The following is a 15,164-nucleotide window of genomic DNA, read 5'->3' on the forward strand; positions in this document are numbered from 1 at the left end:
CGCTAGGCTGGGCTGGACAGTCTTTGGGGGCTCTCCGCATGCTGAAGTTCGCAACCTTCGCCGCCGCCGCGGCGCTCGCCGGCGCGGCGCACGCGCAGCCGGTGACGCCCTATTCCTCGGCCGTGGCGCAGCAGCAGGCCATGCGGACCGGCGCCGTGACCTCCGAGGAACTGGTGCGGCTCTCGCTCGACCGGATCGCCCGGATCGACAAGGCGGGGCCGAGGCTCAACAGCGTGCTGACGATCAACCCGCGCGCCATGGCCGACGCCCGCCGGGCGGACGAGGAGCGCCGGGCCGGCCGGGTGCGCGGGCCGCTGCACGGCGTGCCGGTGCTCCTGAAGGACAATATCGAGAGCCGGGACGGGACGGCGACCACCGCCGGCTCCCTGGCCCTGCTCGACAACGTCCCGGAACGCGAGGCCCCGATCGTGCGGCGGCTGACCGACGCCGGGGCGGTGATCCTCGGCAAGACCAACCTGTCGGAATGGGCCAACTTCCGGTCCACCCGCTCGATCAGCGGCTGGAGCGCGGTGGGCGGGCTGGTGCGCAACCCCTACTCACTGGACCGCACCGCCTGCGGCTCATCCTCCGGATCGGGCGTGGCGGTGGCGGCGGGGCTGGCGGCGATCGCCATCGGCACCGAGACCGACGGCTCGGTCACCTGCCCGGCGGCGATGAACGGGGTGGTGGGCCTGAAGCCCACCGTCGGGCTGGTCTCGCGGACCTTCATCGTGCCGATCTCGCCGGAGCAGGACACCGCAGGTCCCATGACCCGCACCGTCGCCGACGCCGCCGCCGTGCTCACCGTCATCGCCGGGAGCGACCCCGCCGATCCGGCCACCGCCGAGGCGGACCGGCGGCGCACCGACTATGTGGCCGCTCTGGACGCCCGGTCGCTGAAGGGCGCGCGCATCGGCGTGCTGCGCAACCTGGCCGGCCGTCATCCCGAGACCGACGAGGTCTATGAGAAGGCCCTGGACGCCCTGCGCGAGGCCGGTGCGGTGCTGGTGGACGTGAAGGGCCCGGAGGACTCCGTGCTCGCCCAGGTGGGCTCCGCCGAGGGCGACACCCTGCGGGCGGAGTTCAGGGCGGCGCTGGACGCCTACCTCGCCTCGACGCCGCCGGCGGTGAGGACCCGCAGCCTGGACGCCCTGATCGCCTTCAACGCCGCCGAGCCGCGCGAGACGCCGCTGTTCGGCCAGGAGATCTTCGAGCAGTCGGCCAAGGCCCCGGCGCTGACCGACCCCGGCTACAAGAAGAAGCGCGCGGACGCCAAGAAGCTCGCCACGGACACGCTCGACCGGCTGATGCGCGAGGCCAAGGTGGACGTCCTGGTCTCGCCCAGCGGCGGCCCGCCCTCCATCGTCGACCCGGTGAACGGCAGCCGCTTCTTCGGCTCGCCGTCCAGCCTGCCGGCGGTCTCGGGCTATCCGCACCTGACCGTGCCCATGGGCTATGTCCGCGGCCTGCCGGTGGGGATCTCCTTCATCGGGCCGGCCTGGTCCGAGGCCCGGCTGCTGTCGCTCGGCCACGCCTTCGAGCTGGCCACCGAGGCCCGCCGGCCGCCGGAGTTCTTGCCTTCGGTCAATGCGCGGCCGGACGTGGCGCGGGCATACGATCCCCGCTGAGGCCCTTGTCGGGCCCGCCTTCCGCCCCAATCTGGGAGCGAAGCTTCAGCGTGGCGCGCAGCTCGCCGCGGAACGTGAGATGGGAGGCCCCGCGGAAGGTGGGACGTCGTGCAACCTCGTTCGCCCGCCGGGGGTTCATGGGGCGCCGGGGCCGCCGGCCCCTCCCCATCGAACGGAGCTTCCCATGAGGATCAGCGAGATCATGTCGCGTGACGTGAAGGTCGCGCGACCGCAGGACACCATCCAGGACGTCGCCCGGCGTATGGTCGAGATCGACGCGGGGGTCATGCCGGTGTGCGACGGCGACCGCCTGCAGGGCATGGTCACCGACCGGGACATCGTCGTGCGCGCGGTCAGCGAGGGCCGCAGCTTCCAGACCCCGGTTTCCGAGGTGATGACGCCCGACGTCGAGTGCTGCTACGAAGACGACGACATCGGCGAGGCCGCCGACCGGATGGCCGAGCTCCAGGTCCGCCGGCTCGCGGTCGTCGACCGGGACAAGCGCCTGGTCGGGATCGTCGCGCTGGGCGACATCGCAAGGCAGGCGAAGGACAAGACCACTGGCCAGACTCTGGAAGAGATCAGCGAGCCGAACCGCCACGTCTAAGCTGCGGGCGTTGAAGCAGCGCGGCCGGGATCGTTCGGCCGCGCTGTTCGTTGCCGCTTCAACGAGCATCATCGAGAGACCGAGGGCACGCCGAATGTTCGACGTCGTCGCGCCGGAGCACGAGAACCTCATCCGGCTGGACCCCGCCGAAGCGCCTGCCTTCCCGGGCGACGCCCAGGGCTTCCATCTCATCGACACGACCATGATGTACGCGCCCAAGTCGGGCGGCGTGAAACGCTACCTGATGGCCAAGCGCGCCTGGCTGGAGAAGCGGCGGCCGGACGTGCGCCACACCCTGGTGGTGCCGGGCGCCCGCACCCAGGCCGACGGCGACGGCCTGGTGACCATCGCCGCCACGCGTCTGCCGTTCGGCGACGGCTACCGGATGCCGGCCAGCCTGACCAAGTGGGAGACGGTGATCCGGATGCTCGAGCCGGACATCGTCGAGGCCGGCGACGTCTTCGTGCCGGGCCACGCCGCGCTCGAGGCCGGCGAGGCGCTGGGCGTGCCGGTGGTGGGCTTCTGCCACACTGACGCCGCGACGCTCGCGGCCCTGCACTTCGGCGAATGGGCCGAGGCGCCGACCTTCAACTTCTGGGCCCAGGCCTACCAGCGCTTCGACCACGTGGTGGCCCCCAGCCAGCACATGGCCAACCGCCTGCGCGAGGCCGGCGTGGAACGCCTGACCGTCCAGCAGCTCGGCGTCGACACCGACCTGTTCCACCCCGCCCGCGGCGACCGCGGCAAGCTGCTGAAGCGGCTGGGGCTTGCCGCCGACACCCGCCTGCTGGTGTTCGCCGGCCGCCCGGCGCGGGAGAAGAACATCGATTCCATGGTGGCGGCGGTGGAGCGGCTGGGCGCGCCCTACAAGCTGCTGCTGATCGGGGCCGGCAAGGACGTGGGCTATTCGCCCAACGTCATCTGCCTCGGCTACGAACGCGACCCGGTGAAGCTGGCCGGCATGATCGCCTCCTGCGACGCCTGCCTGCACGCCAACGAGAACGAGATCTTCGGCCTGGTGGTGCTGGAGGCCATGGCCGCCGGCCTGCCGGTGGTCGGCGCCGGCAAGGGCGGCGTGGCCGAGCTGATCGACGAGACCGTCGGCCAGCGCGCCCGCAACGTCGAGCCCGCGGGCCTGGCCGAGGCCATCGAGGCCCTGTTCGCCCGCGACCTCGACGCCCTGAAGGCCGCCGCCCGCCGCCGCGCCGAAACCCGCCACGGCTGGGACACCACCTTCGAGGGCCTCACCCGCCTCTACGCCCAGCTGCTCGGGACCAACACCCGCAGGAGCCCGCTGGCGCTCAGCGCCTGAGCCTCCCTCTCCCGCGCTACGCGGGGGAGAGGGTCAGGGTGAGGGCGGCGGAGGAGGAAGAGCACGTCCGCTCCGGTGGGACCCGGGTCCACCGCTTGATCAGCCGCCTGATCGGACCCGCCCTCACCCAACCCTCTCCCGCAAGCGGGAGAGGGCTGCGCCTACCGCCCCGTGGGCATGTCCTTGAAGGGCACGTCCTTGTCGACGCGGATGTCGCCGGGCAGGCCCAGCACGCGCTCGGCGATGATGTTCTTGAGGATCTCGTCGGTGCCGCCGGCGATGCGCAGGCCGGCCGCGCCCATGAGCGAGCCGTGGAAGCCGCCGCGCAGGGGCGCCAGCGCCGGGTCGTTGATGATCCCGTACTGGTCCAGCATCTCCACCGCGGTGTTGGCCAGGTCCTGCATCTGCAGGGCCGAGACCACCTTGCCGATCGAGCTCTCCGGTCCCGGCGTCTGGCCGCGGGACAGGGCCGTCAGCGTCCGGTTGCGGGTGTGCTTCAGCCCCTCCGTCGCGACGTACCAGTCGGCGATCTTCTCGCGCAGCGCCTGGTCCTTCAGGGCCGGGCCGCCGTCGAGGCCCGGGATATGCCGCGCCGCCTCCATGAACTCCGAGGGGCCCGCCCCCGAGGGCCCGCCCACGGCCAGCCGCTCGTTCATCAGGGTGACCAGGCCGACCCGCCAGCCGTCGTCTACCGCGCCCAGCCGCTGGCTGTCCTTCACCCGGACGTTGGTGAAGAACACCTCGTTGAAGCCCGAGCCGCCCGACATCTGGTGAATCGGCCGCACCTCGATTCCTGGATCCTTCATGTCGACCCAGAACATGGTGAGGCCCTTGTGCTTGGGCGCGTCGGGATTCGTCCGCGTGATGACGATCCCGAAGTCGGAGAACTGGGCCCCGGTCGTCCACACCTTCTGCCCGTTGATCACCCACTCGTCGCCCTCGCGGACGGCGCGGGTCCGGGACGCGGCGACGTCGGAGCCGCCGGAGGGCTCGGAGAACAGCTGGCACCAGATCTCCTCGCCACGCAGGGCGGGACCCACGAACCGCTTCTTGGTCTCCTCGTCGCCGAAGGTCATCACCGTGGGCACGCACATGCCCAGGCCGATCTGGAAGGGGTTCGGCGGGATCGGATACTTCGCCTCTTCCTGGTTGAAGATCACCTGCTGGATCGGCGTGCCGCCGGGGCCGCCCCACTCCCTGGGCCAGGTGATCTGCGCATAGCCGGCGGCGGCCTTCTTCGCCTGCCAGGCCTTGGACGCCGGCATGGTGTCGCCGCCGCCTTCGAGGTCGTTGCCGCTGACCGGCTTCTTCGGGGCGTTGGCCTCCAGCCAGGCGCGGACCTCCGCGCGGTAGGCGGCTTCTTCGGGGGAGTCGTTGAAGTCCATGATCTGATCCTCAGGCCGCGTTGCGACGCTCGAGCTGGCTCACCAGCCGTTCCTTCCAGACGCGCGGGGCGCCGGCCACCAGGGCCAGCTGGCGCGAGCGCCGGTAGAACAGGTGGCAGTCCATCTCCCAGGTGAAGCCGATGCCGCCGTGGGTCTGGATGTTCTCCTTGGCGGCGAACCAGTAGGCCTCCGACCCCGAGATCCGCGCGGCGCTGGCCGCTACCGGCAGCTCGGCGGCGCCCGTGTTGAGCGCCCAGGCCCCGTAGTAGGCGTTGGAGCGGGCCAGCTCGTTCTTCACGTACATGTCGGCCAGCTTGTGCTTGATCGCCTGGTAGGAGGCGATCACCCGGCCGAAGGCGTAGCGCTCGAGCGCATAGGCCTTGGCCATCTCCAGGCAGCGGTCGGCGCCGCCCACCTGCTCGAAGGCCAGCAGCACAGCGGCGCGGTCGAGCACCTGTTCGAGCAGGCTGAACCCCTCACCGGCTCCGCCGAGCCGCCGGGCGGCCGCGCCGTTGAAGGACAGCTTGGCCGCGTCACGGGTGGGATCGAGGGTCTGCAGCGCCTCGCGCGCCACGCCCTCAGCCGCGAGGTCCACGAGGTAGAGCCCGGCCTGCCCGTTCTCCTTGGCGAGCACCAGGGCGAGCGTGGCGACGTCGCCATCGGTCACGGGCAGCTTGGTCCCGGTGAGCTTGCCGCCGGTGACGGTGGCCTGGATCGAGCCGGGGCTGACCGGGCCGGGGCCCTCGGAGGTGGCCAGTGCGCCGATCACCTCGCCCGCCGCGATCTTCGGCAGCAGCTCGGCCTTCTGCGCCTCGTCACCGGCCAGCATGATCGCCTCGGCCAGCATGTAGACCGTGGAGGCGAACGGAATGGGCGCGACCGCGCGGCCCAGCTCCTCGGCGATCACGCAGAGCTCGAGGTGGCCGAGGCCCAGGCCGCCGTATTCCTCGGGGATCGCCGCGCCGAGCCAGCCCTGGGCGGCCACGGCCTTCCAGAGGGCCTCGTCATGGGACCTGGCGTCCTCGTCCAGCACCTTGCGCACCTGGGCCGTGGAGCTGTTGGCCTCCAGGAACTTGCGCGCCTCCGATTTCAGGAACTTCTGGTCGTCTGAGAAGTCGAAATTCATGCCCTGCTTCCCGCCGTTGGCCGGCCCCGGAGTCTTTCCTCCGAGGCACCATACGCCGGGGCGGCGGGCTGAAAAGCGTGACCTCGCGTCAGGCTTCCGCAGGGGCGATCACGCTTGCGATCGACCGCTGCGCGCGCCTCCGGGAGAAGGACGGCGGCGGGGAGGAACGCCGCCGCCCTTCCCCGCCGAGGGCGGAGAGCCAGGGCTGAGGGAGAGCCCCGGCCGCCGGGGCTAGAACTTGTAGCCCACACCCGCGGAGACGACCCACGGGTCGAGGTTCACCTTGGACTTCACGCCGTTGTAGCGGTCCGTGGCGTCGGTCTCGAAGAAGATCTTCTTCACGTCGACATTGGCGCTCCAGGGGCCCTGGATGGCCACGTCGGCGCCGGCCTGCAGGGCCAGGCCGAAGCCATTGTCGATGTCGAGGCCGAAGCCGTTGTAGTCCTTGTCGGCGTAGAACAGCATGTAGTTCACGCCCGCGCCCACGTAGGGGCTGACCTTCGCGGCCGGGGCGAAGTGGTACTGGACGCTGACCGTCGGCGGCAGCACCCAGGTCTCCTTCAACTTCACGTCGACGCCCGTGCCCTTGGCGCGCACGGTGTGCTTGGTGGAGCCGGCGATCACCTCGACGGCCACGTTGTCGGTCACGAAGTAGCTGAGGCCGATGGTCGGCATGATGCTGTCGCCCACGTCGGCCTTCAGGCCCGTAGGCGCGCCGGCCAGGGTGGTGATCGGGTCGCCGGCGTCGGGCGCGACGTCGGTCACGCGGACGTTCAGCATGATCGTGCCGGCCTGCTTGGGCTGGAAGTCCTGGGCCTGGGCGGCGCCCGCGAAAGCGAGCGCTGCGCCCGCGGCCAGCGCGAGACGGATGGTGTTCATGGCTATCCCCTTCTTTGGCGGCTGAGCCGCGGCGCGTAACTGCGCCCGGGGCGCAAGCGTCGCCTTGATCGGGCTCAATCCTTAGTTTGCTTCAGGACGCCGGATCGGCCCGTGGCGGGTGGCGAGCCGCGCCCGGTGCGTCTAAATCCCTGGGATGCGCACAGAGACCCCCCAGCCGATCCGGCTCTCCGACTACCGTCCGCCTGCGTACCTCGTGGACGAGGTCCATCTGGCCTTCGACCTGCAGCCCAACGCCACGCGCGTGACGGCCCGCCTGCAGGTCCGCCGCAACGGCGACCACGCCGAGCCGCTGAGATTCAACGGGGAGCGGCTGAAACCCGTCTCGGTGGCTATCGACGGCCGCGTCCTGGCCGAGGCCGAACGGACCATCGACGACGAGTTCCTGACCATCCCGGACGTCCCCGCCCAGTTCGTGCTGGAGACCGAGGTCGAGATCGACCCGGAGAACAACAAGGCGCTCGAAGGCCTCTACATGTCCGGGGGCCGGTTCTGCACCCAGTGCGAGGCGGAGGGCTTCCGCAAGATCACCTTCTGGCCCGACCGGCCGGACGTGCTCTCGCGCTTCACGGTGCGGATCGAGGCCGACCGGAAGTTCCAGCACCTGCTCTCCAACGGCAACCTGATGGAGACCGGCGAGCTGCCGGGCGGGCGCCACTACGCGGTCTGGAACGACCCCTTCCCCAAGCCCTGCTACCTGTTCGCGCTGGTGGCCGGCGAGCTCGACGTGCTTGAGGACCGGCTCGTCACCATGAGCGGCCGGACGGTGGAGCTGAAGATCTTCGTCGACCCCGGCATGGCGCCGCGCGCCGCCTACGCCATGGACGCCCTGAAGCGCTCGATGAAGTGGGACGAGGAGGCCTTCGGCCGCGAGTACGACCTCGACCTGTTCATGATCGTCGCGGTCCGCGACTTCAACTTCGGGGCCATGGAGAACAAGGGGCTGAACATCTTCAACTCCTCGCTCCTGCTGGCCGACCCGGCGACGGCCACCGACATGGACTACGAGCGCATCGAGAGCGTCGTCGCCCACGAGTACTTCCACAACTGGACCGGCGACCGGATCACCTGCCGCGACTGGTTCCAGCTCTGCCTCAAGGAGGGCCTGACGGTCTTCCGCGACCAGAGCTTCTCCGGCGACATGCGCGGCCACGCCGTGCAGCGGATCAAGGACGTGAAGGCGCTGCGCGCCCGCCAGTTCGCCGAGGACCAGGGGCCGCTGGCCCACCCGGTGCGGCCGAACAGCTATCTGAAGATCGACAACTTCTACACCGCGACCATCTACGAGAAGGGCTCCGAGGTCATCCGGATGCTCAAGACCCTGATCGGGCCGGAGGCGTTCCGGCAGGGGATGGACACCTACTTCGAGCGATGGGACGGCCAGGCCACCACGGTCGAGGCGTTCATCGCCTGCTTCGAGGAGGCGTCGGGCCGCGACCTCTCCGACTTCTTCGCCTGGTACGAGCAGGCGGGCACGCCCAGGGTGACGCTGAAGAGCCGCTACGACGAGGACGCCCGCACCCTCGACCTGGAGCTGGCCCAGGAGACCCCGCCGACGCCGGGGCAGCCCACCAAGAAGCCGCTGCCGATCCCGGTGACCGTGGGCCTGCTGGACCACGACGGCCGCACCCTGGCCTTCGAGCGCGACGGCCGGGCGGTGGACGAGACGGTGGTCGTGCTGGACGCCGCCCGGGCGAAGGTGACGCTGACCGGCGTGGACTCCCGCCCGGTGGTCTCGGCGCTCCGGGGCTTCTCGGCGCCCGTGCTGCTGGAGACCGATGCGCCCTCCAAGGACCGCTACGTCCAGCTGGCCAGCGACCCTGACCTGTTCAACCGGTGGGAGGCCGGCCAGGACCTGGCCCGGGCGCTGATCCTGTCGCGGGCCGGCGGGCGGCCCGACGAGGTCAACGAGGAGCGCTACGCCGAGGCCGTGGGCCGGGCGCTGGCGGACCAGGCCGCCGATCCGGCGTTCAAGGCCCTGCTGCTGACCCTGCCGTCGGAGTCCGACCTGGCCCTGGCCATGAAGCCGGCCGACCCCGCGGCCCTGCACGAGGCCCGCGAGGCCCTTCGGCTGCGGCTCGCCCTGCACCTGAACGGGGAGCTGCGGCATCTGCACACGGGCCTGCAGGATCTGGGCGAGTTCTCGCCGGACGCCGCCGGCGCGGGCCGCCGGGCGCTGCGCAACGCCGCCCTGGAGCTGATGGCCGCCAACCCGCGCAGCGACATCGCCGACATCGCCGAGGGTCACTATCGCGCGGCCGCCAACATGACCGACGCCATGGGCGGGCTCGCCGCCCTGATGCTGATCGGCGGCCAGGCCTACGAGGCGGCGCTCGAGGACTTCTACGAACGCTGGAAGGGCGAGCCCCTGGTCATCGACAAGTGGTTCGCCATTCAGGCGCGCGACCCATCGGAGACGGCGCTCGGCCGGGTCATGGGCCTCACCGCCCACCCCGCCTTCGACGCCAAGAACCCGAACCGGCTGCGGGCGCTGGTCTCCAGCTTCGCCAACTTCAACCCCGTGCGCTTCCACGAGCCCAGCGGGGCGGGCTACCGCTTCCTGGCCGACCAGATCCTGGCGGTGGACGGCTTCAATCCGATGATCGCCGCCCGGCTCGTCGACCCGCTCGGCGGCTGGCGGCGCTACACGCCGGAGCTGGGCGCGCTGATGAAGGCCGAGCTGCAGCGGATCCTGGCGACCCAGGGCCTGTCGAAGAACGTCTACGAGCTGACCAGCCGGGCGCTGGGCGAGGACGGCGGCGGCTGAAACGCCGCGCCGCGGACCGGTGACGGATTCCGCGACGCACCGTAGACTCGGGCTCCGAGTGGGTGACTCGGCTCGGAGGGGGGCGGCAGGCGTTGGCCAGGCGCGGCGGCGATGACGTGGCTGACGCGGCGCGGCAGGATCGGCCGTCCGATCGCCCCGCCGTGCCCGGCCCGCCGTCCTACCGGTTCGGCCGCATCGCCATCCTCGCCGCCCTGCTGCTCATGGCGGTCTACGCCGCGGTGGCGGTGGCCCGCCTGCAGGCCGGATCGCCCGCGCCGCAGGAGCAAATCGTCTGGCTGACGGCGCCGCTGGCCGCCGCCTTCGGACTCGGCCTGATCCTCCTGCTGGAGTGGCGGCGGGTGGAGCGGGCGCACGCGGCCTATTCGGATTCCGAGCACCGCTTCCGCCTGGCCGTGGAGGCCGCGCGCTGCGGCATCTGGGAGTGGGACCTCACCACCGACCGGATCTTCATGTCCGACGTCACCGGCGCCCTGTTCGGCTGGCGCGGCGGGGTGGTCGACGGCCAGCAGGTGCTGGACCGCGTCTCGCCCGGACACCGCGACGGCCTGCGCGACGCGCTGGCCAACGCCGCCATCTACGGCGGCTTCGACGTCTCCTTCCAGGTGCCGTCGCCGATCGGCGGCCGGCCGGTGTGGATCGACGCCCGCGGCCAGGGCTTCGGCCACGCGGCGGAGGGCGGCTACGCGCGGATCATCGGGGTGGCGCTGGACGTCACGGAGGAGCGGCTGGCGCAGGCCCGCGCCCAGACCGCCGAGACCCGCCTGCGCGACGCCATCGAGAGCGTCTCGGAGGCCTTCGTGCTGTGGGACCGGCACGGCCGGCTCCTGATGTGCAACAAGAACTACCGCAGCTTCTTCCGGCTCGACCCGCAGCTCCTGAAGCCGGGCGTGCAGCGCGAGCAGGTGGACCGCTTCGCCCAGCTGGCGGTGCGCCAGGAGCTGCCCACCCAGGGCGGCGCGCGCGGGGTGCGCGAGGCCGAGCTGGTGGACGGGCGCTGGGTGCAGATCTCCGAGCGCGCCACGGCCGAGGGCGGCCTCGTCGTCACCGCCGCCGACATCACGGCCCTGAAGGCCCAGGAGGAGGCCCGGCGGCGCAACGAGGAGGCCCTGCGCAAGGCGGTGGCCAACCTCGAGGCCAGCCAGACCGAGCTCTCCGACCTCGCCCGCAAGTACGAGGCCGAGAAGGTCCGCGCCGAGAGCGCCAACCAGGCCAAGAGCGAGTTCCTGGCCAACATGTCCCACGAGCTCAGGACGCCGCTGAACGCCATCAACGGCTTCTCCGAGATCATGCTGGGCGAGATGTACGGGCCGCTCGGCGACCGGCGCTACAAGGACTACTGCCGCGACATCCTGCATTCCGGCCAGCACCTGCTGGCGCTGATCAACGACATCCTCGACATGTCGAAGATCGAGGCCGGCAAGATGAGCCTGCGCTTCGAGCCGGTGTCGCTGGAGGAGGTGGCCGAGGACGCCGCCCGGCTGGTGCGCAACAGGGCAGAAAGCGCGGGCCTGACGCTGACGGTGGAATTCCCGAACCTGCCCGAGGTCGAGGCCGACTACCGCGCGGTGAAGCAGGTGCTGCTGAACCTGCTCTCCAACGCCATCAAGTTCACGCCGCGGGGCGGGAAGGTCACGATCCGCGCGGAGCTGCGCGCCGAGCACCTGGGCGAGCGGGTGCGGGTGAGCGTGCACGACACCGGCATCGGCATCGCGCGCGAGGACCTCACCCGCCTCGCCCGGCCGTTCGAGCAGATCGAGAGCCAGCACTCCAAGACCCAGCAGGGGACGGGGCTCGGGCTGGCGCTGACCAAGGCCCTGGTGGAGATGCACGGCGGCCTGCTCGACCTCCAGAGCGCCCCCGGCCAGGGCACCGAGGCGAGCTTCCTGCTGCCGGTGCGCCAGACCCAGCCGGAGCCGGCGCGGGGCCAGCCGGCGATGGCGTGAGGATCCCTCCCCCGAAGGGGAGGGATGTCGCCTAGGCGGGCTTGTGCTCGCCGTGGCCGCCGTGATGGCCGTGGGGACCGCGGCCGCGCTTCATCTTCTGCAGCTCGTCGCCGGACAGCGCGCCGTCCTTGTTCGCGTCGGCGGCCTCGAAGCGGCTGCGGGCCGCGGCGTCCATCTCGGCGCGGGTGACGGCGCCGTCCTTGTCGGCGTCCATCATTGCCACCATCCGCCCGCCGCCGGCGTGGCCGCCGGCGCCGCGGCGCCCACGCTCGCCCTCCGGCTTCTGCGGGCGGGCCGCCTGCATCTCGGCGGTGGTGATCCGGCCGTCCTTGTCGGCGTCCAGGCGCTCGAACATGCGCGCGCCCCGCTGGGCGTGCATGGCCTGGAACTCGGAGAGGGTGACGCGGCCGTCGGCGTTGGCGTCGGGGCTCGGGCGTTGCTGGGGCTGGCCCTGCGGCTGGGCGATGGCCGCGCCAGCGAGCGCGGCGAGCGCCGCGGCGGAGAGGAGAAGACGTTTCATCGGGTTTCCTTCGGGATGCACAGGTCTGGCAGGCGCTCCCGTCCGAACGTCGCCGCCTACAGCACAGCCGCTCAGGGTTGCACGACGATTTCGTAAGCTTTCCGGGCCGCGACGCGGGCCGCCACAAGTTTGGCGTAAAGTCCCTTGAGGTCGCGGGCCCCGCCGGCCCGGGCCAGCAGCGCGCGGAACGCCTTGGGCTCGGCCGCGGGATCTGGGTTGTCCTCCAGCGCGACCTTCAGAAGCTGGGTGAGGTCCTGCTGCAGCCGCCAGGCCTTCTCGAGGTCGGCCAGCGGGGCGGGCGGCGCCAGCCCCGCCTCCCGGAAGGCGGCCAGCGCCCGGGCGGTGTTGGGGTTCAGGGGCCCGCCGTCGGCGGCGTGGGCGAGCTGCAGGAACTGGGCGGCGAACTCGATGTCCACCAGGCCGCCCGGCGAGAGCTTGAGGTCCCAGTCGCCCTTCGGCGGCCGCTCGTCCTCCAGGAGCTGGCGCATGTCGCGGACGTCGGCGGCGGTGCGGGCGCGGTCGCGCGGGCGCCGCAGCGCCGTCTCGATGGCCTCCCCGGCCGCCCGGGCGAAGTCGTCGGAGGTCGCCCAGACCACCCGGGCGCGGGTCAGCGCCAGGAGCTCCCAGGTCTCGGCCTCGCCCTGGTAGTAGGCGTCGAAGGCGGTCGCGCTCACCGCCACCGGCCCCTTGGTGCCGGACGGGCGCAGCTGCATGTCCACCTCGTAGAGGCCGCCCTCCGCCGTCTGGCTGGAGAGCGCCGCGATCAGCCGCTGGGTGAAGCGGCCGTAGAAGGTGGAGGCGTCCCAGCCCTTCACCGTCGAGACGGCGGTCGGGTCGGCGGCCCGGTAGAGGGTCATCAGGTCGAGGTCGGAGCCGGCGCTCATCTCGCGCGAGCCGCACTTGCCCAGCGCCACCACGGCCACGTCGCCCTCGAACCCGCCGCCGAGCCGCACGGTCTCGGCCAGCGCCACCGGGCCGAGCGCCCCGATCACCACGTCGGCGAGGTCGGCGAACGCCTTGCCGGCGACCTCGGCCGTGGCCGCCCCGCTCATCACCTGCACGCCGACCCGGAAGGCCTGCTCGCGGTGGACGCGGCGGACCACGTCCATGGCCGCCTCGAAGCCGTCGGCGCGGGCCACGGCGGCGGCCATCATCGCCCGGTCCTCGGCGATGTCGATCGGCTGGAAGAAATCCCCGTCGAGCATGGCGTCGATGGCCGCGGGCCGGCGCGCCAGGGTGGCGGCGAGCCTGGGCGCATAGGCCATCACCTGCACCACCAGCTCGAACAGCTTCGGCTGGGCCAGGAACAGCGACTGCAGCTGCACCCCGGACGACAGCCGGGCGAAGAAGTCGGAGAAGCGGTTGAACGCCACGTCCGCCGCGCCCGTGGCCTGGAAGGCGTCGAGCATGCGCGGCGCGAGCCTCGTGAACAGCTCGCGGCCGCGCTCGGTGCGGGTGGCGGGGATGTGGCCGTGGTGCCAGCTGCGGATGGTCTGGGAGACGCGCGCCGGGTTCGAGAACCCCATGCGGGTGAGGGTCGCCAGCGTCTCGGGGTCGTCGTCCACGCCGGTGAACACCAGGCTGCCGAAGCGCGAGGACAGCGGCTCCTCCTCCGGGAAGAGCTCGGCGTAGCGGCCGTTGACCAGCTTCAGGATGCGGGTGATGGCGGCGTCGAAGCTGCGCAGCCGGTCGTAGCCCCAGAGCGCCGCCACGCGCCGCCGGTCGGCGTCCGATTCCGGCAGGCGGTGGGTCTGCTCGTCGGCCAGCATCTGGATGCGGTGCTCGACCGCCCTCAGGACCCGGTAGGCGTCGGTGAGCTCGGCGCAGGTGTCCGGCTCAACGTGGCCGGCGTCGCGCAGGGCGGCGAGCGCGTCGAGCGTGCGGTTGCTGCGCAGCTCCGGATTGCGGCCGCCGAGGATGAGCTGCTGGGTCTGGACGTAGAATTCGATCTCGCGGATGCCGCCGCGGCCGAGCTTGAGGTCCACGCCCTTGGCCGAGACCCGCTCGTCCACCTTGTGGGCGTGGATCTGGCGCTTGATGGAATGGATGTCGGCGATGGCGGCGAAGTCGAGGTTGCGCCGCCAGACGAAGGGCTGCAGCTCGCCGAGGAAGGCCTGCGCCGCGGGGATGTCGCCGGCGCAGGGGCGGGCCTTGATGAAGGCCGCCCGCTCCCAGTTCTGGCCGACGCTCTCGTAGTAGTCGAGGGCCGCGGGCACGGGCACCGCCGCCTGGGTGGACGATGGATCGGGACGAAGGCGAAGGTCCATTCGGAAGACGTAGCCGTCGCTGGTCTTGGCCTGCATCAGGTCCGAGAGGCGGTGGGTGAGGCGCACGGCGAAGGCCTGCGGCTCGACGCCCTCGGCGAGCGGCATCCTGTCGGGATCGAAGAAGACCGAGACGTCGATGTCGCTGGAATAGTTGAGTTCGTAGGCGCCCTGCTTGCCCATGGCGATGCAGAACCAGCCGGGGACCGGGCCCTCCGCACCCCCGCCCAGCCGCACCAGGCGGCCGGCCTCCACCTCCCCGCGGGCCGCGACCGTCAGGGCGGAGGCGACCGCCGCATCGGCGAAGCGGGTGAGCGCGCCGGTCACCTGGTCGAGATCCCAGACCCCGCCGAGGTCGGCGAGCGCGGTGAGCAGGTGCAGCTCGGCCTTCAGCTTGCGGAGCTCGACGGTGGCGGCCTCGGTGTCGAGGGCCGCGGCCGCGGCGGTGCGGGCGAGCACGTCGGCCAGGCGCTGGTCGGGGTCCGACTCCAGGATGCGGCCCAGCATCCGCGGGTCGCGGCGCGCCAGGCTGGCCAGGTAGCCGGAAGCCCCGAACACCGGCGCCAGCGCCGGCCAGGCCTGATCCAGCGCCGGCCCGGCCCAGGTGTCGGCGATGATCTCGCGCGCCCGCTCCGCCGCCTTGGCGTCGACGACCGGGCCGCACGGCGCGAGCCGCTCCGCGATTACGCCCATT

The 15,164-nt window shown here is 71.8% G+C and carries 10 protein-coding genes; 5 read left to right on the forward strand and 5 right to left on the reverse strand.

Translation table 11 applies throughout. From position 1 onward, the window contains the following. Positions 1-38 precede the first annotated feature (38 nt). The 3 genes from VM685_RS19845 (at position 39) to VM685_RS19855 (ending at position 3,547) form a co-directional block, all read left to right on the forward strand. Positions 39-1,628, forward strand: a complete 1,590-nt coding sequence (locus VM685_RS19845) for an amidase (protein ID WP_325461908.1) — start codon at positions 39-41, stop codon at positions 1,626-1,628. Positions 1,629-1,812: 184 nt separating this feature from the next. Beyond that, on the forward strand, positions 1,813-2,235 hold the full coding sequence (locus VM685_RS19850) for a CBS domain-containing protein (protein WP_325461909.1): 423 nt from the start codon (positions 1,813-1,815) through the stop codon (positions 2,233-2,235). 94 nt (positions 2,236-2,329) lie between these two features. After that, positions 2,330-3,547 (forward strand): glycosyltransferase, encoded by a 1,218-nt coding sequence (locus VM685_RS19855; protein ID WP_325461910.1) that lies wholly within the window; start codon positions 2,330-2,332, stop codon positions 3,545-3,547. Positions 3,548-3,708: 161 nt separating this feature from the next. Here VM685_RS19855 and VM685_RS19860 read toward each other — a convergent pair whose 3' ends face one another. The 3 genes from VM685_RS19860 to VM685_RS19870 all read right to left on the reverse strand — a co-directional run bounded on the left by VM685_RS19860 (position 3,709) and on the right by VM685_RS19870 (position 6,937). Beyond that, positions 3,709-4,932, reverse strand: coding sequence for an acyl-CoA dehydrogenase family protein (locus VM685_RS19860; RefSeq protein ID WP_325461911.1), 1,224 nt, complete (start codon positions 4,930-4,932; stop codon positions 3,709-3,711). Positions 4,933-4,942: 10 nt separating this feature from the next. Further along, positions 4,943-6,058 carry an acyl-CoA dehydrogenase family protein gene (locus VM685_RS19865; protein ID WP_325461912.1) on the reverse strand — a complete coding sequence of 372 codons (1,116 nt, stop codon included), beginning with the start codon at positions 6,056-6,058 and terminating at the stop codon, positions 4,943-4,945. Between the two features lie 231 nt (positions 6,059-6,289). Then, the gene (locus VM685_RS19870) at positions 6,290-6,937 is read right to left on the reverse strand and encodes an OmpW/AlkL family protein (protein ID WP_325461913.1); all 648 of its coding nucleotides are present in this window, start codon (positions 6,935-6,937) and stop codon (positions 6,290-6,292) included. 154 nt (positions 6,938-7,091) lie between these two features. Here VM685_RS19870 and pepN point away from each other — a divergent pair, with 154 nt between their 5' ends. Further along, positions 7,092-9,722 carry an aminopeptidase N gene (gene pepN / locus VM685_RS19875; RefSeq protein WP_325461914.1) on the forward strand — a complete coding sequence of 877 codons (2,631 nt, stop codon included), beginning with the start codon at positions 7,092-7,094 and terminating at the stop codon, positions 9,720-9,722. Positions 9,723-9,883: 161 nt separating this feature from the next. Further along, positions 9,884-11,686, forward strand: coding sequence for a PAS domain-containing sensor histidine kinase (locus VM685_RS19880; RefSeq protein WP_325461915.1), 1,803 nt, complete (start codon positions 9,884-9,886; stop codon positions 11,684-11,686). A gap of 31 nt (positions 11,687-11,717) precedes the next feature. Here VM685_RS19880 and VM685_RS19885 read toward each other — a convergent pair whose 3' ends face one another. Beyond that, positions 11,718-12,206 (reverse strand): EF-hand domain-containing protein, encoded by a 489-nt coding sequence (locus VM685_RS19885; RefSeq protein ID WP_325461916.1) that lies wholly within the window; start codon positions 12,204-12,206, stop codon positions 11,718-11,720. Positions 12,207-12,277: 71 nt separating this feature from the next. After that, entirely contained in the window at positions 12,278-15,163 is a 2,886-nt protein-coding gene (locus VM685_RS19890; protein ID WP_325461917.1) for a bifunctional [glutamine synthetase] adenylyltransferase/[glutamine synthetase]-adenylyl-L-tyrosine phosphorylase, read from the reverse strand. Position 15,164 lies beyond the last annotated feature (1 nt).

The sequence above is a fragment of the Phenylobacterium sp. genome, assembly GCF_035539035.1.
Lineage (GTDB): Bacteria > Pseudomonadota > Alphaproteobacteria > Caulobacterales > Caulobacteraceae > Phenylobacterium.

What these genes read in the sequence shown, in the direction of transcription:
- VM685_RS19845 (WP_325461908.1), top strand. Translation starts at nt 39, where the DNA reads ATGCTGAAGTTCGCAACCTTCGCCGCCGCCGCGGCGCTCGCCGGCGCG.
- VM685_RS19850 (WP_325461909.1), top strand. Translation starts at nt 1,813, where the DNA reads ATGAGGATCAGCGAGATCATGTCGCGTGACGTGAAGGTCGCGCGACCG.
- VM685_RS19855 (WP_325461910.1), top strand. Translation starts at nt 2,330, where the DNA reads ATGTTCGACGTCGTCGCGCCGGAGCACGAGAACCTCATCCGGCTGGAC.
- VM685_RS19860 (WP_325461911.1), bottom strand. Translation starts at nt 4,932, where the DNA reads ATGGACTTCAACGACTCCCCCGAAGAAGCCGCCTACCGCGCGGAGGTC.
- VM685_RS19865 (WP_325461912.1), bottom strand. Translation starts at nt 6,058, where the DNA reads ATGAATTTCGACTTCTCAGACGACCAGAAGTTCCTGAAATCGGAGGCG.
- VM685_RS19870 (WP_325461913.1), bottom strand. Translation starts at nt 6,937, where the DNA reads ATGAACACCATCCGTCTCGCGCTGGCCGCGGGCGCAGCGCTCGCTTTC.
- pepN (WP_325461914.1), top strand. Translation starts at nt 7,092, where the DNA reads ATGCGCACAGAGACCCCCCAGCCGATCCGGCTCTCCGACTACCGTCCG.
- VM685_RS19885 (WP_325461916.1), bottom strand. Translation starts at nt 12,206, where the DNA reads ATGAAACGTCTTCTCCTCTCCGCCGCGGCGCTCGCCGCGCTCGCTGGC.
- VM685_RS19890 (WP_325461917.1), bottom strand. Translation starts at nt 15,163, where the DNA reads ATGGGCGTAATCGCGGAGCGGCTCGCGCCGTGCGGCCCGGTCGTCGAC.